This window comes from Sanyastnella coralliicola, from assembly GCF_030845195.1.
GTDB lineage: Bacteria > Bacteroidota > Bacteroidia > Flavobacteriales_D > Sanyastnellaceae > Sanyastnella > Sanyastnella coralliicola.
In genome coordinates this window covers 716171-733612 of record NZ_CP132543.1, presented here as the reverse complement: position 1 = coordinate 733612, position 17442 = coordinate 716171, and the positions used below count along the sequence as shown (strand labels likewise).

15 protein-coding genes and 2 tRNA genes are annotated in these 17442 nt (G+C 47.2%); 6 read left to right on the top strand and 11 right to left on the bottom strand.

All coding sequences use genetic code 11. The features are described from left to right. Positions 1-34: 34 nt before the first annotated feature. Positions 35-2326, bottom strand: a complete 2292-nt coding sequence (locus tag RA156_RS03210; protein WP_306642724.1) for a T9SS type B sorting domain-containing protein — start codon at positions 2324-2326, stop codon at positions 35-37. Positions 2327-2332: 6 nt separating this feature from the next. Beyond that, positions 2333-2722: a hypothetical protein gene (locus tag RA156_RS03205; protein ID WP_306642723.1), complete on the bottom strand. Its 390-nt coding sequence runs from the start codon at positions 2720-2722 to the stop codon at positions 2333-2335. 193 nt (positions 2723-2915) lie between these two features. Between RA156_RS03205 and RA156_RS03200 the strand changes: the two genes are divergently transcribed. The 4 genes from RA156_RS03200 (at position 2916) to RA156_RS03185 (ending at position 5693) form a co-directional block, all read left to right on the top strand. Further along, positions 2916-4076, top strand: coding sequence for a GNAT family N-acetyltransferase (locus RA156_RS03200; RefSeq protein ID WP_306642721.1), 1161 nt, complete (start codon positions 2916-2918; stop codon positions 4074-4076). Between the two features lie 113 nt (positions 4077-4189). Further along, positions 4190-4262 (top strand) — tRNA-Lys (locus tag RA156_RS03195). A 149-nt stretch (positions 4263-4411) separates the two neighbouring features. Continuing rightward, positions 4412-4495 (top strand) — tRNA-Leu (locus RA156_RS03190). Between the two features lie 61 nt (positions 4496-4556). After that, positions 4557-5693 carry a bifunctional 3-deoxy-7-phosphoheptulonate synthase/chorismate mutase type II gene (locus RA156_RS03185; protein WP_306642719.1) on the top strand — a complete coding sequence of 379 codons (1137 nt, stop codon included), beginning with the start codon at positions 4557-4559 and terminating at the stop codon, positions 5691-5693. Positions 5694-5822: 129 nt separating this feature from the next. On the opposite strand, the gene RA156_RS03180 is transcribed toward RA156_RS03185, so the two are convergent. After that, positions 5823-6248 (bottom strand): DUF983 domain-containing protein, encoded by a 426-nt coding sequence (locus tag RA156_RS03180; RefSeq protein ID WP_306642717.1) that lies wholly within the window; start codon positions 6246-6248, stop codon positions 5823-5825. Between the two features lie 149 nt (positions 6249-6397). On the opposite strand from RA156_RS03180, the gene RA156_RS03175 reads away from it, so the two are divergent. Continuing rightward, positions 6398-7159 (top strand): DUF4252 domain-containing protein, encoded by a 762-nt coding sequence (locus RA156_RS03175; RefSeq protein WP_306642715.1) that lies wholly within the window; start codon positions 6398-6400, stop codon positions 7157-7159. Positions 7160-7524: 365 nt separating this feature from the next. Here the strand turns inward: RA156_RS03175 and RA156_RS03170 are convergent, their stop codons facing one another. Both RA156_RS03170 and purB read right to left on the bottom strand, forming a co-directional pair. Further along, the gene (locus RA156_RS03170) at positions 7525-9345 is read right to left on the bottom strand and encodes an ABC transporter ATP-binding protein (RefSeq protein ID WP_306642713.1); all 1821 of its coding nucleotides are present in this window, start codon (positions 9343-9345) and stop codon (positions 7525-7527) included. After that, positions 9345-10688, bottom strand: a complete 1344-nt coding sequence (gene purB / locus RA156_RS03165; protein WP_306642711.1) for an adenylosuccinate lyase — start codon at positions 10686-10688, stop codon at positions 9345-9347. The genes RA156_RS03170 and purB overlap by 1 nt, the downstream gene beginning before the upstream one ends. Positions 10689-10815: 127 nt before the next feature. Between purB and RA156_RS03160 the strand changes: the two genes are divergently transcribed. Then, entirely contained in the window at positions 10816-11670 is an 855-nt protein-coding gene (locus tag RA156_RS03160; RefSeq protein WP_306642710.1) for an MBL fold metallo-hydrolase, read from the top strand. 196 nt (positions 11671-11866) lie between these two features. Here the strand turns inward: RA156_RS03160 and RA156_RS03155 are convergent, their stop codons facing one another. From RA156_RS03155 to RA156_RS03130, 6 genes are all read right to left on the bottom strand, one after another. Beyond that, a complete protein-coding gene (locus RA156_RS03155) occupies positions 11867-12670 on the bottom strand; it encodes an ABC transporter ATP-binding protein (protein WP_306642707.1) in 804 nt (267 codons plus the stop codon). Next, the gene (modB, locus tag RA156_RS03150; protein ID WP_306642705.1) at positions 12667-13338 is read right to left on the bottom strand and encodes a molybdate ABC transporter permease subunit; all 672 of its coding nucleotides are present in this window, start codon (positions 13336-13338) and stop codon (positions 12667-12669) included. The genes RA156_RS03155 and modB overlap by 4 nt, the downstream gene beginning before the upstream one ends. A gap of 19 nt (positions 13339-13357) precedes the next feature. Continuing rightward, positions 13358-14140 carry a molybdate ABC transporter substrate-binding protein gene (gene modA / locus RA156_RS03145; protein WP_306642703.1) on the bottom strand — a complete coding sequence of 261 codons (783 nt, stop codon included), beginning with the start codon at positions 14138-14140 and terminating at the stop codon, positions 13358-13360. Between the two features lie 253 nt (positions 14141-14393). Next, complete coding sequence (locus RA156_RS03140; protein WP_306642701.1) at positions 14394-15428, bottom strand: quinone-dependent dihydroorotate dehydrogenase; 1035 nt, start codon at positions 15426-15428, stop codon at positions 14394-14396. Between the two features lie 251 nt (positions 15429-15679). Beyond that, the gene (locus RA156_RS03135; protein ID WP_306642699.1) at positions 15680-16219 is read right to left on the bottom strand and encodes a hypothetical protein; all 540 of its coding nucleotides are present in this window, start codon (positions 16217-16219) and stop codon (positions 15680-15682) included. A 121-nt stretch (positions 16220-16340) separates the two neighbouring features. Beyond that, a complete protein-coding gene (locus RA156_RS03130) occupies positions 16341-17432 on the bottom strand; it encodes a beta-ketoacyl synthase N-terminal-like domain-containing protein (RefSeq protein ID WP_306642697.1) in 1092 nt (363 codons plus the stop codon). Positions 17433-17442: the final 10 nt, after the last annotated feature.

The following is a 17442-nucleotide window of genomic DNA, read 5'->3' as shown; positions in this document are numbered from 1 at the left end:
TCCACAAACAGACAGAACTGCTACGAGTAACAGATCATTTTCTAAGTATCGTGAGTTCTCCAGTGAATTCTTCTGGTCCTTCAGGGAAGTTCACTGTAAGAATGAAGTAGTAGGTTCCTTCAGAAGCTTCATCTTCTGTTGGAGACCAGTTGCTCTTGTAATTATCGCTTTCGTAGATCAACGCACCCCAACGGTTGTATACAAGGAGTGAGCTTCCAGAGAAGTACTCTAGTCCTTCAATGCGGAAGAAGTCGTTGTCGGCATCACCGTTTGGCGTGATCACGTTTGGAATGTCTCCCAATTCACATACTTCCATAATCACTTCGATCTCCTCTTGGATCACGTAGTTACATGGATCAACCATTGAAATAGTCAATTGGTATGTTCCTGGATCTCCCACGGCAATTCCTTGCTGTTGTGGAAGCGGTTGGTCTTCATCATCAAGATTCACCCAAACGAAGTTGTAGTCCCAATCAGGAGACTGGTCTGGCGCTACCAACAAGAACTCTTCACCGAAACATCCGATGATGGTATCCTGTGGGAAGATGATTGGCTCATCTGGAATCGCTACAAGCACAGAAGAGGTTGAGGCACATTCAGGTGCTCCCAATGGATTCACTGTCAATGTGAATACTGTTTCATCATCAAGGTTACCCAACTGTGGATTCGCCACGTTAGGATCGCTCAAGAGTCCTCCGTTATCCCAAGAGTACTCGTAAACTGTTCCTGCTTCAGGGTTCGTAATCTGACCATCAAGGCTGATCGCATTACCACACCAATAAAGTACGTCTGAAGTTGCGGCGATTGGCCCTTGAGTGATGATGACGTTCACCGTTTGCTCGTAAGTACAACCGTGGTTGTTTGTCGCTGTGTAAACGTATTGCTCTTGTCCTGAAGAAGTTGGCTGGATTGTAATGTCGTTACAGTCAGCACTTGTTTCAATGATTGAAGGTCCTGCCCATGAAGTTGAATCACATTCAGGTCCGAACTGCGGCGTGAACACGATAGGCTCTGGGAAGAGCTCAGGATCGAAGTTGATGGCCCAGTCGAAGATGAATCCGTTATCTGATCCCCATGAATCACAGATTTCGATGGTCCAGTCTCCGTTCAATGGACATCCTTCTAGAAGCGTCCATGGCTGTGCACTTGAGTAGGTATCTGAAGGAAGTGTTGTGAAACCTCCTGACTCATCAGCCCATGTTCCGAGTGTTGCGTCTGGTGCCCACCAGTAGTCGTAACCAACACCTTGGGCGTTTGGCTGCCCATCATCATCAACTGGCTCACCAAGCCAAGTACCACCACCACCTTGCTGGTGTAGTGCCATTGACTGTCCGCTTGGGCAAATGATTGAGATCGTCAAGTCACCCATGAAAGAGTGCTCGAAGTTCACGAAGATATCGTCGATGTCTTCCGGCTGTTCTACCACCTGATTCGGAGCAAAAGCCTGGTAAGTAATTGTTGATTCGAAACACTGTTCCTGGTCATCTGGAATGAAGAGCTCACCACCAAGGTTCGCATCTGGAGTTCCATCCCAAGTAATTCCATTCACAACTCCTGTAAGGTCTACTTCCTGACCAACACAGATCTCCACGTCTACAGATGTTCCTGTGAAATCAGGATCCGTTGAAACAAGGATCAAGTAATCAGTAAGGTTGTTGTTCTCACATTCGTTGTTGTCTGTCAAACCGAGCTGTACTTTGTAAGCACCAGGTACATCGTAAGTGTGTGATGCTGTAGGACCATCAGTAAATGTCTCTACTTCACCATCACCATAATCCCATTCCCATTCAGTAAGCTCGAATCCTTCAGCTACTGTAGATGGAGAGGCATCGAAGTTCACTTCGTCTCCAGGACAGATCAATAATGGGATTTCGTCTTGACCTTCTAGAATCGCGAATGGACGTTCACAAGGGTAACCACAGCTGATTTCAGCCGTGAAGTTTCCGTTGTCTTCAGCGTCAGATGTGAAGACGAGGAAAAGACACCCTGTAGTGTTGTCTACCGAATTGTAAATGTCTTGTGCTTGAAGATCGAAGCCAGTGTAAGTTCCGATAAGCGGAGCAGTATCATCTACCCCATCGTAAATTGAAATCTGGTCACCTTCTCCGAGGTCGCATAGGTTCCAGTAGAGGTTGATTACTTCTTCTGGTTCTTCTGCACAGATAAGGAAGGTGTAGTTTTCGTTTGGAGTGTAATCACCTGCAGTGTTTCCAGAATCCACGAGGAATCCTCCACAACCGGTGTATGATCCAGTACTAATGTTTACTTCTTGTCCGAAAGCAAGAACAGGGATCGCCAATAAAAGTGCTGCAATAATCTTTTTCATCTTCTCTTACTTTTTGGCTTTCGCTTGTTCGTTGATCTGATGACGGCTCCAGAGAGTTTCAAAGCGCTGAACGCTGTGAAAGTAGATCGTTCCTTTTCCAGGAACATTCACAAAGGTTGGTTGTGAGCTGTTCAAAGGAATGATGTACTGCTGTGGATCAAAAGTCTTTGCATCAAACGTAGCTGCTGTCAATTCAGGAGCTCCATTCAATGGTGTCAAGCTCGATAGCTCAACCGCGTCTTCCACAGTTTTAGTTTCTTCGTTGAAGATCCAGCCCTGTGCGCTCCAGAACGCGACCTTCTCTTCTGACTGATCGTTGAGGTATTCGTTCGACTGCTGACCGAAGGCCACCACGCTCACAAATAACGCTGCTATTAACATCCAGCTTCTCTTCATGGATAAGTTGGTTTCAAGTTTACATTACTGATGATGCAGGAAGTTCCAGAATAGTTGCCTGCATGATGCGAAGGTAGCCAGATTTTAGCAAAGACTGATGAAATCAAGCCTTCTAGGACAAGTTGAGTTAGTCGGCATTCCGAATACAAACCATTCAAAAAGATGTAATTTCGCCCGCAATCTTGACTCCCCTATGCAGCTTGTAAAGGTAGACTCGGCTCAACTTGAAAAGCGCTGGATGGATGTACCCAAATACATCTACAGCGATCACGCCAATTATATCCCACATCTTAAGCAAGACATTGAAAAGCTTTTCGATGCTAGCAAGAATAAGCTTCTTCGTGATGGAAGTTGCGAGCGCTGGGTAATGGTGAAAGACGGAACTGACATCGGTCGTATTGCCGCTTTTGTCAATGTGAAGTATTCAAAAGGAATGGAACAGCCTACCGGCGGAATCGGTTTCTTCGAATGCCCACATGATCAAGAGGCAGCCAATTTGATGTTCGACACAGCCATTGAATGGTTGAAAGAACAAGGCATGGAAGCGGTTGATGGCCCGATCAACTTCGGAGAAAAAGATCGCTTCTGGGGATTGGTGGTGAAGAACTTCGAAGACATTCCGAGTTACGCCATGAACTACAACCTGCCCTATTACGAAGAGCTCTTCAATAATTACGGCTGGAACCTTTACTTCAAACAGTTCGTCTACAAGCGCGATTTATATGTGCCGGCTCAAGAGGTTTTCGTTCGCAAGTATGAACGTATCAAAAACGATCCGGCTTACCGCTTTGCAAACATTCGCGGTCGATCTTGGGATGAAGTAGCACAAGACTTCTGCACGGTTTACAACAATGCTTGGGGCGGACATCACGGATTCAAGAAGATGCCACTAGCTCAGGCGCAGCGCATTATGAAGTCGCTCAAGCCAGTTGTAGATCGTGACATCATTGAGTTCGTGTACCACAACGATAAGCCGATTGCTTTCTATGTGAATATTCCGGAGCTAAATGAAATCTTCCGTTTCGTCAATGGTGACTTGAATTGGATTGGGAAGTTGAAATTCCTTTACCACAAATGGCGAAAGACTCCACGTATTATGGTGGGTATTGTCTTTGGGGTAGATCGAGCTTACCACGGTCAAGGAATTGAAGGAGCGATGATTAAATGGGCCGAGGAGAATATCGTTTCCCTGAACCGATACGATACCACTACCCTGACATGGATTGGCGATTTCAACCCTAAGATGGTTCACGTAGCTGAAAATCTAGGGGCCGAAGTCTCAAGAATGCTGATCACTTACCGCATTCTTTTCGATCCTAACAAAGAATATAAACGTGCACCAATCGTCGGTTAGACGGGGCTTTCAGAAAGGGTTGAATATTTGTTTTTCGCTAACGCGGAATAGATTTCATTTTTTCTTTGGTGTTAACGAGATCAGTTATATATTTGCACCCCCAATTCGGGAATGATCTCTTAGCTCAGCTGGTAGAGCAATACACTTTTAATGTATGGGTCCTGGGTTCGAGCCCCAGAGGGATCACTTCACTGCTTCAAAAGCAGAAACGTTCTTGAAAACATTAGGCCTGGAAATAATCCATGCAGATCTAAAGCCTGAGGAGAAGAAATGAGCCCCGAAGGTTTGGCTAGACGATCGATGAATCAGCGTCAAGTTGACTTCCAGGGGCACTTGCCCAGGTGCTGAAATTGGTAGACAGGCATGGTTGAGGGCCATGTGTCCGTTAGGGCGTGCGGGTTCGAGTCCCGCCCTGGGCACTTTCAAGAAATTTCATAATTCCATTTTACGACTCTTTCACAGTGTGGCATAGATCAAAGCATGCCTATCTTTGTTATTACTTACAAAGAACAACGAATGGACATTGCTCCTTTGGCTTCGTGGCCTATACAAACCGATCACCCTATTATCATTGCCGGACCCTGTTCAGCGGAAACGCCTGAGCAAGTCATGCAAACCGCTATTGAACTCGGCAAAAGCGGAAAGGTGAACCTCTTCCGTTCAGGAATCTGGAAGCCGCGTACTCGTCCTGGTTCTTTTCAAGGAATTGGAGAGCCGGCCCTTGAATGGCTCGTAGAAGCTGGAAAAGCTTCTGGTATCCCAACCACTACAGAAGTTGCCAATGCACAACACGTGGAGGCCTGCTTAAAGGCTGGCGTGGATGTGTTGTGGATTGGAGCGCGAACAACGGTGAATCCGTTTTCAGTTCAAGAGATTGCTGATGCCTTGAAAGGTGTAGACATTCCTGTCATCATCAAAAACCCAATCAACCCAGATCTTCAACTTTGGATTGGTGCGGTGGAGCGATTCCTTAATAATGGCTTGAATAAACTCATGGTGATGCACCGCGGGTTTTCTAGTCCGAACCCAGGTATCTACCGTAATGCGCCGATGTGGGAGATTCCTATCGAACTCAAAGCGCTCCACCCAGACCTCCCGATCATCTGTGACCCTAGCCATATTACAGGGAAACGAGAGTTGCTTCTTGATGTGGCTCAAAAAGCCATGGATCTCGGTATGCATGGACTAATGATCGAAACGCACCCTACCCCTGAAAAGGCATGGAGTGATGCGCGTCAGCAAGTCACACCCGAACGTTTTGTTGAATTGGTTGATCACCTTCAACTGAGAACAGAAAACGTCGACCAAACCTCATCGGCTGATCTTTCAGGTTTGCGCGCGCGTATTGATGACATTGATACCCACATTATCCAACTCTTAAAGGATCGCATGGAACTGATCACTGAGATTGGAGAGTACAAGAAAGATCACGGATTAACCATCCTTCAGTTAGAGCGCTGGAAAGAGATACTAGAAACCCGTTCCGCGCTAGCGAAAAAATTAGGCCTACAAGAAGACTTCGTTCGACGCTACTTAGAAACGGTGCACAAGGCATCTATCAAAGAGCAAAGTCGCATTATGAACGAAGGACAAGAAGATCAAGTGATGTGGTCTTGAAACCTTTTGCTTTGGTGAGCGTAAGAGAAAACTGACAGGCAGCGGCCTGCGACTCATAACCAAAGCAATAGGTTAAGATTTTAGGTAAAAAAGCAAACAGGAGCAGTCAAACGACGGCTCTTGTTTTTTTTATGCCTGTTGTTTTTGGGCTTGTCCAGCTTCTTCGTCGTACTTGACGAACATGCTAATCCAAATGCTTCGCGACAAGCGATAAATCAACGGCAGAAGCAGAATTAATGACGCAATACCCGTCACAATGAAAACGACCGGGTGCGAGAAGAATCCATATTCGATCCAACCCAGAGCGTTAAATGTGAGCAAAGCCACTAGAATCGCAATCCAGAGGGCCACTGTCAATCCGTAACTCACGTAGGCTGCACCAAAATAGAATCCAGGTTCACGAGAAAAACTCTCTCCACAATGCGGACATTTCTCCGGCATTGCGGCAATCTTTTTGAGATGGTAAGGGTTCTTGTCTTCGAAAAGATCCCCTTCATGACACTTCGGACATTTCATTCGAAGGATCGAATACAACTTATTTCCTTTCATAGCCATGGTACAAAGGTAGGGCAGGATGACCCAGCTTGTACATGACTTGGGTCACATTTCATTCGTAAAGAACTGTTAAATTTAGAGTAGCTCGTAACATCTTTGAGGCCAGGTCGTCTGCCTTGAAATGAATTATTAAGATCTATCCTTTAACGATGAAAAAATACCTATTAATGCTTGTAGCGGTGGCAGGAAGCTTCGCAATGAGCGCTCAACAAAACCCGATAGAAACTTACTTCAGCGACTTCTCTTCTAACGAAGAATTCACGCAGATTACTTTCTCGGGAAAGATGTTCGAAATGGCGAACCATATCGAAGCAACAAATGAAGAGGAAGAAGAGCTATTGGAAGCGTTCCGAATGATCGAAGGAGTTGCAGTGGTGGCTTCTGAAGACAAAGGAAGTTCTCGTGCGAACTACACGGAAGCTCGTAAGCGTCCAGGAAAAGAGTTCGAAAGCTTGGTAACAATCAATGACAAAGACGGAAACGCTGAAGTCTTGATCAAGGAACAAAATGGAGTGGTTACTGAAGTATTGGTGATCGCAGGTGGCGAGGAAGGATTTGCCGTAGTTGGAATCTGGGGAGAAATTGACCTCAACACTTTGGCAGAACTAACACGCGAGTTCCAAGTAAGCATGATGGAGAACTACGACGCAAAAGCGGCAACAGCAGGACGTGACGTCTCAATGTTCCCTAACCCTGCCCCAGGCGGACAGGTAAGCGTTGATCTTCCACAAGACCTTGAAGGAGCGATCGTACGTGTTCACAACATGAACGGAACGCTAATCACAGAACGCAACGTGACATCAACACGCGTACAGTTCGACACAGCGAACCTATCAAACGGCACCTACATCGTATCTGTCACAAAAGGAAACAACACTGTATTTACTGAGCAGCTGATTATCAGCAAGTAAGATTCAGATTTCAGAAACAACAAGCGCCTATCTCGTCAAGGGATGGGCGCTTTTTACTGGACAAGAAAAAAGGTCCCCGTCGGGACCTTGAATTTCTTTTGCTTGCTTAACTGATTGCAAGAGTGTTTTTACCATGAAACATCTTACAGTATCTATTACGGGGGTAGTTTCGGAAGGTTTCAAAAAAGTTTGATTTTTTTTTCAGCTGGGCTGAAAAGTAGACGGTGGACCGTGGACTGTAGACGGGATGGAAAAGTAAATAATGAATAATGAACTGGTACTATGAATCAATTCATTATTCAGTAATCATTATTTACTAATCATTATTTAGTGGGAACTAACGCCTATCGCCTAAAGCCTAACGCCTACTCAAACGTTTGCATCTCCACCAAATTAAAATACACCCCCTTATTCGAAATCAACTCCTGATGGGTACCCTCTTCCGCGATCTTTCCGTCTTTGATGACGATGATTTTGTCTGCATTTTGGATGGTACTGAGGCGGTGAGCGATGACCAGTGAGGTGCGGCTCTGCATGAGCTTATTGATGGCTTCTTGAACGAGCTTTTCTGATTCGGTGTCGAGGGCGCTGGTGGCTTCATCGAGAACCAGGATCGGAGGGTTTTTGTAGACAGCACGCGCGATGGATAGGCGTTGCTTTTGTCCTCCGGAAAGTTTGTTACCCATGTCCCCGACAGTGAAATCGTACGTGCCTGGGAGGTCTTTGATGTATTCTTCTGCGTTGGCAATGCGGGCTGCCTCAACTACACGATCCATGTCGATGTCTTCAGAACCGAGGGCGATGTTTGCTGCTACGGAGTCATTGAAGAGAATCGAATCTTGTGTAACAATTCCCATTTGCGCGCGGACGTCCTCCAACTTGTAGTCTGTAATGGCTGTGCCATCGATGAGGACTTCCCCTCCAGTTACATCATAGAAACGCCCTAAGAGATTCGCCATGGTTGACTTCCCTCCTCCTGATGGTCCGACGAGGGCTACGGTTTGTCCTTTTGCGATGGAGAAATTGATGCCTTTGATGACTTCTTCTTCTCCGTAGGCGAAGCGGATGTCTTTGAAATCAATTCGATCTTCGAAACTCGATAGCGCCTTTGCATTCGGCTTGTCTTGGATGGTTACTTCAGCATCCATGATCTCATCGATGCGTTCGATGGAAGCGATTCCTTTGTTGATTCGGAAGAAGGCGTCACTTATAGAACGCGCCGGTGCAATGATTTGCGAGAAGACAAGGAGGTATCCAATGAAGAGTTGACCATCCAACACTTCATCTCCGTCTACTACGAGGCTTCCCCCAACGTAGAGTAGAATCGCGATCACGACGAAGGAAATGAACTCACTCATTGGTGACGACAAGTACTCGCGCTTGTAGAGCTTTCGCATTAAGTGGAAGTAGCTCTCATTGACCTCATCAAAGCGATCGTTGAACTGACGTTCTCCGTTGAATGCTTTGACGATACGCAGACCACTTAAGGTCTCTTCAATCACAGCGAGGAGATCACCCAGTTTATCCTTCCCGCGTTTAGCGGCATTCTTCAGACTTTTCGCAATTCGCGAAATCAGAAAGCCGGAGATTGGGAGGAAAATCAACGCAAACAGCGTCAGCTTCCAACTAATTGAGAAGAGCGTCACCAATGAAAGTATGATCATGATAGGCGACTTCAGCAAATGCTCCAGCGCACCAATCACTGAGAATTCTACCTCGAATAGATCATTCGTCATACGGGAAATGACATCTCCCTTTCGCTCATTTGAGTAATAGCTCAATGGCAATGAAATCACCTTTCGATAAATGGTTCGACGATAGTCTCTGGCAATACCTGTTCGAATCGTGGCCAAGCTATATGAAGCCAAATAACCCACGAAGTTCTTCAGGAAAGAAATAGAGACAATCGCGATACACATCCACATCAAAGCAGAAGCTTGACCATTCTCTTGAATGTATAGGTCGAGCTGCTGCGATAGTGAGGCGTAGTAATAATCAAAGGTGCCCTCTTCCAGTCCTGCAGGGTCTTTCGTCTCTTCGAGTTTGAAGAGGATTTGCAAGAAAGGAATCACACTCAGGAAGGTGAATAACGACAGGACGGCGTTGAGCACGTTGAAGAAAATGTTGCCGACTACATTTATCTTGTAGTTCGACACCATTTTAAACACTTCCCAAAATCTCTTCATTAAAGTCCGGTGTAGTTCTGCGGAGTGATCGCTCGAAGTTCCGTCTTAATATCGTCAGAAACATCGAGTCCTTCGATAAACGTCTGGATGGCTTCTTTATTGATCACGGTATTTGTTCGCGTCAGTGCTTTCAAGGCTTCATACGGTGAAGGGTATGCTTCACGACGTAGGATCGTTTGAATCGCTTCGGCAACGACTGCCCAGTTGTCTTCGAGGTCTTGGTGCAGCGCAGATTCGTTTAGCAACAGCTTGCTCAATCCTTTTCTTGTGGCCTGCAATGCGATAACAGCATGTGCCATTGGAGCCCCAATGTTTCGAAGCACTGTTGAGTCTGTCAAGTCGCGCTGAAGACGTGAAATAGGAAGCTTTGCCGCCAGGTGTTCCAGCAATGCATTCGCTACCCCTAGGTTTCCTTCACTGTTCTCAAAGTCGATTGGATTCACCTTATGTGGCATCGCCGATGAACCTACCTCCCCTGCTTTAATCTTCTGCTTGAAGTACTCCATCGAAATGTAAGTCCAGATGTCGCGGTCAAGGTCAATCAAAATAGAGTGGATACGCTTCATGGCATCACAAACAGCAGCAATGTTATCGTAGTGCTCAATCTGCGTCGTTGTCTGCGAACGAGAAAGACCGAGGATGTTATTGACGAAGTTATTCGCGAAGTCAACCCAGTTGTGCTCTGGGAACGCCACTTGGTGCGCGTTAAAGTTCCCTGTAGCTCCACCAAACTTAGCACTCATCGGCACTTGCTTCAGTTGCGCAATCTGCTTGTCTAGACGCTCAACAAAAACTGCAATCTCCTTCCCTAGTCGCGTTGGAGAAGCTGGTTGTCCGTGTGTACGAGCGAGCATTGGAACGTCTTTCCAATCTTCGCTGTAGCGACGAAGCTCATCAACGATTTCTTCGAGCAATGGAAGGTACTGTTGCTCCAATCCTTCCTTCAAAGAAAGTGGAACAGCGGTGTTATTGATGTCTTGTGAAGTCAATCCGAAGTGAACGAACTCTTTCATTTCAGCCAGTCCAAGGCTATCCAAGGCATCCTTGATGAAGTACTCCACGGCTTTTACGTCGTGGTTGGTCACTTTCTCGGTATCCTTGATCTTTTGGGCATCTGCCTCAGAGAAATTCTTGTACAGATCACGCAGTGCTTGTTTCTGGTCATCAGAGATTCCTTCCAATTGCTTCAAAGGAAGTTCAGCAAGCGCGATAAAGTATTCTACTTCTACCAGTACACGGTAGCGGATGAGTCCAAATTCAGAGAAGTAAGCAGCGAGCTCGCTTACTTTATTTCGGTAACGTCCGTCGATCGGCGAAATGGCCGTGAGTTCAGTAAGTTTCATGGGTCGAATTCAAAGGGCAAAGGTAGGGAGTTTTTTTTCGTGGAATGTTGTTTAATTCAGTTAAGGGCACGCATGCGTGCCCTTAACTTCTTAACCATTCCCTACCTTTCGAGTTAAATTACTTTCCATGAAACTCTACCCAATCCACAACGGAAATTTCAAGCTTGATGGTGGTGCCATGTTTGGTGTTGTGCCTAAGTCTTTGTGGTCTCGAACGAACCCTGCAGATGACATGAATATGTGTACCTGGGCCATGCGTTCATTATTGATCGAAGACGGAGATCGTTTGATGTTGATCGACTGTGGAATTGGCGATAAGCAGAGTGAGAAGTTCTTTAGTTATTACTTCTTGCATGGAGATCATTCACTTGATAGCTCCCTAGAATCACATGGATTCCATCGTGATCAGATCACCGATGTTTTCTTAACCCACCTGCACTTTGACCATTGCGGCGGAGCCATTGAATACAATGAGGATCGATCGTTCTTACGTCCGGCCTTCAAAAACGCTAAGTTCTGGAGCAATGAACTGCACTGGAAATGGGCCACCGAACCCAATGCACGCGAAAAGGCCTCGTTCCTAAGTGAGAATATCTTGCCTATTCAAGAAAGTGGTCAACTAAACCACATCCAACGCCAAGGACAAATCACCAAGAGTGTGTTCGAGAACATGGATGTCTTCTTCGCTGACGGACATACAGAATCTCAAATGATTCCGATGATTCATTACAAGGGGAAGAAACTCGTATTCATGGCTGACCTTCTCCCAAGTACAGGGCACATTCCTCTGCCGTATGTGATGGGCTATGATACTCGTCCGCTACTTACCCTTGACGAAAAAGGAAAATTCCTTCAGCAAGCAGCTGAAGAAGAGTGGGTGCTTTTCTTAGAGCACGATGCAGTCAATGAATGCTGTACAGTTCAGATGACAGAGAAAGGAGTTCGGTTGAAGAATGTTGGTGGATTAGGGGATTTCTTTTGAATCGAGGGCTCGAAGACGAGGGTCGAGGGTCGAGGGACGAGAGGCCTTGTAGGTGCATAAATGCACCGCTAAAGGACCTGGTACGGGCACGCATGCGTGCCTCCATCATATCCTTCGCGGTCTACCGTTAAGGGCACGCATGCGTGCCCCTATCATGTCCTTCACCGCGCACCGTTAAGGGCACGCATGCGTGCCCCTATGATAACGAGATGATGTCTCCAACCTTCACCCCTGAATCTACGGGATACTCCTTCTCTACTAGCTGATCACCCACTAACAACGTAACCGCAATCCGCGTTCCGCGTTCCGCAACCCTCACCACTTCTCCTTTGACTTCGCTGCTCATTCCGAAAACTTCTTCTGGGCTTCCCTCTTTGGTGATTCTTCCGTTTTCAATTTGAATGACGCGGTCAGCGAGTCTGCAGATCTCTGGGATATCATGGCTGACCATGATGGTGGTGAGTTCGTGTTGTTGGTGAAATGCCTTGATGGTTTGTTGCATTTGCCTGCGGAGTGTGGCGTCTTGGGCAGAGAATGCTTCGTCTAAAAGAAGAATGGAGGGCTTTGTTGCCAAGCTTCTCGCCACGGCAACACGTTGTTTTTGTCCGCCGGAGAGTTTTGTTGCCGAGCGTTTTTGCATGGCACCAAGGTCAAATTGATCGATGATGGCACCAATATCGACCGAATCATTCGCTGCGAAATGAATGTTGCCTTCAACGTTTAAGTGCGGGAACAACGGATAATCTTGTGCCACAAATCCAATTCCCCGTGATTGAGGTTTGCGTTGGGTGTTTTTGTCAGACCAGATTGCTCCATTCACTTTGATGCTTCCTTCATCTGGTGATGTCAACCCTGCAATCATTCTCAGGATAGAGGTCTTGCCTGCACCTGAAGGACCATAAATCGCAACGAACTCTCCTTGTTGAATCGTGAGATCGATATCCATTTTCATTTCGCCTTCGGCGGAAGCCAACTTCTTATGGAGTTTCAATTCAATCATCCCCAGAGTTGGTTGAGTTTTCTTCCGTTGATCAGGTAAACCGAAACGAGAATAATAAAGGTGACAGCGAACAATAGAAGGCTATACGATTCCGCGCTAGCGTAATTCATCTTCTCAACCTCATCATAAATGGCAATGGAAGCCACTCGAGTCTCCCCAGGAATATTCCCGCCGATCATCAGCACCACGCCAAACTCGCCGATGGTGTGTGCAAACGAAAGCACAGCTCCCGTGATCAACGACGGACGAATCGCCGGCAACAACACACGACGCAGCGTTGCCATCGGCGTAGTGCCCATGACATACGCCGCTTCTTTTAGTGAGGGCGGCAAGGAGCTAAAACCCGATTTGATTGGCTGCACCATGAAAGGCAAACTGTAGATCATGGAGACCACGACCAAGCCGGTGAACGAAAAGACCAATTGAATACTGAGGGTATCAGCTAACCACGCAGCAAATGCATTATTCGGTGAAAACGCGAGGAGAAAGTAGAACCCGAGTACGGTAGGCGGCAGCACCAAGGGCATGCTGACCAAGGCTTCTATGAAGGCTTTTCCCTTGAACTTCGAATAGCTGAGCCAGTAAGCCAAGGGAATGGAAACGACCAGTAGCAAGAGGGTGGTAATGGCCGCTAATCGAAAGGTTAATATGATCGGTTCCCAATTCATTGACTGCCAAAGACGGCGGTTAATTTGGACGAGAATATCCGAAATTCTTCAGAATGACCCAGGCGTCTTCAGACTGCAAGTAGGTCACAAATTCCGGTGCATTTGTATGCGCTTCTGGATGATCAATAACAATAATGGAATGCTCAATAGGAGCATGAAACGTAGCATCAATCATATTGGCCCAATCGCGATCAGACCCCGTGCCTGTCTCCATCCTAGCTTCAGCTACTGCATCTATCATCGACAAGGGCAGCAGGGCAATTTCAGCCGCACCAGAAACGAAATGTTGATTGCTCTGTGCAGCACTCTCACCGGTAACGATTCGATCCTGAAATTGATCATAGATCTTGACCCCTTCCAAGTATTCTTTAGCTGCTCTACCATAGGGTGCTGTCTCTGGGTTGGGCATGGTCAAGTGCTCAAAATTTCCTTTCAACAAATCGGTAATTCCCAGCCCCTTCGTCATGAAAATCGCAAGTCTACCCTTCACAAAAGGGATCGGCTCTCCCACTACCTTTCCCTTCTCAGCCAAAGCCTGGGTGTACTGCCCATCGGCCGAGACAAACACATCATACGGCGCCCCCATTTCAATCTGCGCTTTCAACTTCCCAGATGAAGTGGTGATGAGTTCGCATTCCACCTCAAACTTTTGCTCGTAATCAGCAATCAGCTCTTCCATAACAAACTGCATACTCGAGGCTGCAGAAATGCGAAGGGGTGCCTCTTCAGACTCGCAGGCGCTTAGAAAAGTGAAGAGGAGGAGCGCAATGGCCCATTTCAATGTATGGGTGGGTTGGTTCATTGCGGCGAAGGTAAGTTAACGGGCGAAATGGCTAAATGGCTAAGGTTGGTGACACAAGAATAATTCATCCCAAACATTTCGCCTTTTTGCCAGTTCGCCTTTTCGCCCGTATTGAAACGGACGCCGGATGCCGGACGCCGGAATCAGCATGGTTAGTCCGCCTCAGGCGGATAGCATGGTTAGTTCACAGTCCACAGTCCACGGTCCACGGTCCACCTCATACAGCATACCGCATACAGCTTACTGCCTACAGTTAAAGATGCTCCCTAAGGTAACGGTTAATCCTAGCCGGTAACTCCGGCCCCTCGTAGATGTACCCTGTGTAGACTTGGACGAGGCTTGCTCCGGCTTTCATCTTGGCTAGGGCTTGTTCTCCGCTGGCAATCCCTCCTACTCCGATGATTGGGAAAGACCCGTTGGATTTGTCGTGGAGGTACTTGATGACCGTGGTGGAACGATCCGTAACGGGTTGTCCGCTGAGGCCGCCGGCGCCGATGGCTTCGACGTCTACTGCAGGAGTTGTTAGCGGAGCGCGTGCGATGGTTGTGTTCGTCGCAATCAAGCCGTCAATTCCTGTTTCCTTGACGATATCCACGATGTCGTCAAGTTGACCATCTGTCAAGTCTGGGGCGATTTTCAGAAGAAGGGGCTTCGGCACTTCCATGGTGCGGTTGCGTTCCATCAAATGGTTTAGCAAGGCCTTCAGCGGTTCCTTCTCCTGAAGATCCCTCAGGTTCGGTGTGTTTGGCGAAGAGACATTCACCACGAAGTAATCTACCCAAGGATACAAGGCGTCAAAACACTTCTCGTAATCGCTTGTCGCTTCTTCATTCGGGGTCACCTTGTTCTTCCCAATGTTCCCTCCAATGATGATTTTCGTCTTGCGCTTCTTCAATCGAGCCACCGCAGCTTCAACACCTTCATTGTTGAATCCCATGCGGTTAATTAAGGCCTCATCCTTTGGCAAACGGAACAATCGCGGCTTCGGATTCCCCCCTTGCGGCTTCGGTGTCACGGTACCGATCTCTACAAAACCAAAACCTACATACTCCAGCTCGTTATACAACTTCGCATCCTTATCAAATCCAGCAGCCAATCCCACCGGATTCGGGAACTCAATTCCAAACACCGTCCGCTTCAACTTATCGTCTTCCACCACGAATCTTCGCTTGAACCAACCCTTCATTCCAGGCAGCTTCAAAGCAAACTTCAACAGGTCAAAACTCAGGTAATGCGCACGCTCAGGGTTAAGCGTGAAAAAGAGGGGCTTGATGATCGATTTGTACACGGCGCGAAGGTACTGAAGGATAAACGATAATCGATAAACGAAAAACGATAAGTTAAGGGCACGCATGCGTGCCCCTATGCATCCGTAGTGCGTGGTGCGTGGTGCGTGGTGCGTGGTGCGAACCTAACTAATCACGCTAACCATGCTATCCGCCTTAGGCGGACTAACCATGCTGTACCAAGAAAAGTTATCGGTTATAGATTATCGTTTTTCGATTATCGATTATCGGTTACAGATTATCGTTTCTCGATTCAAACGACCTTATACTTCTCCTTAAAGGCCGACCAATCCCACAAGAAATTTACCATGATCTCATTCATGTTTTTGAGGAAGATCGGGTTCGGAGTGTTGAGGCTCGCGAAGTACTCTTCTTGGTAACAGTTGAGATCGTATTTGTGGAAGATCCCGCGTGACATGGAGTAGAGTGTGTTCTTTGATGGCATGTTGACACGCGCTAAGAACTCGCGGTACTTCTTCACTTTGAGGGCGAACTCTTCCGGACGAATGTCGAAGATCTTGGCGTATTGTTCTACACAACCTTTGATGATCTCCTTGTCGTGTCCGTCTTCGAAATACTTTGGGATGTAGTTGAAGTTCCCTGCAATGACAATCATTAGGAAGCGACCAAAATCATCAGGATCGAGGTCCGGTCGTTTGATAAATTCAGGGGAGTCGTTGATGAACCCGGCCACCTCTGGCCAACCCGATTCCACTACTTCTAACGTCGTGTGAACGAAGTGGAGGGAAACTTTATCGTCTGTAACTTTCTTCTTACCGAAAATTGCAAGCATCAACTAGAGGAGGTTGCGGTTCTTGCAAGCCAAAGTTAGCCGCCTGCATAGGGGTTGAAGCAGTTCTAGGAATTCAACTATTAACAAAGTTATTCACGGGAGGCCTTATGAGCTCAGCAATCTACCCTGCTTTACTGAGCATCAACGACATACTATTGCCGCCGAATCCTGTGGCGTTGATCAACACTGAATTCACACGCTCACCCGCTAATTCCGGGAACAAACTCATTTCAGGCAACTTACCGAGATTCAAGAAATGCATGGCGAAAACTACACTCACCATTCCACTGGCTCCAAGGGTGTGTCCGGTGTAGCCTTTTGTGCTAAAAACGGGCATTTTTTCGCCAAAAAGCTCCTGAATCACCTTCAATTCCCCTTGATCTCCCTTCACTGTGCCTGGCGCATGGGCAATGACCAGGTCGGGTTGAATTCCTGCTTTTGAAATCGCCATTTTCATTGAATCAGACATGGCTTTTGACGCGAAAGCTGTCGGACTTACCGTGGTCTCTGTTGCTTCTCCATAGGCGCTAACGCGGAACGGCGAAGCCTTCTTTGAGATACGAGCTAACACTCCACCTTCCGAAAGCACCAATTGATTGCTTCGCTTCTTAGTCAATGGTTTCGAAGGGAATTCTGATTCCGCGCTAGCGAGCAGACCCAAGGCCTCAAACTGAGCATAAGTAAAGTCAGTAAGTGGCGCTTCTACCCCACCTGCAACGAAACAATTGAGCACTCCTCCCTCCAACAATTTCAAGCCGTTGATGAGCGATTGAAGACCGCTGCCGCACGTCATGGAAGAGGTCAAACTGGAGACACTGAGGCGGTTTTGGGCGGCGGCATTCGAGGCCAAGTTTCCAAGAGTTGTCAAGGGTGATGTCTTGACCGGAACGCTCCCCTTTTCAAGCATCGATGCATGGGCCTTCTCCCACGTTTCCGTCGCTCCTCGAGCGGAACCAATGAAGATTGAATCAATGCTGGAATCACTCAGGGGATTCAACAACACAGCAGCCATCTTCGCCGTCCGATCAAGCTTTTGAAAAGCCCGTGGATCATTGAGTTGTTCAGCAATTTCTTTCCACGACGAATCGTCAATACGTCCTGCGACTTTCTCCTTCCATGAAGTGAATGGAGCAGCTTCAGCACGCAATAACTGGGTCAACGATTCAAACGAATCAGCGCCAGGAAATGAAAAGGAAATGTCGTCGATGAACATGGCCGACAAA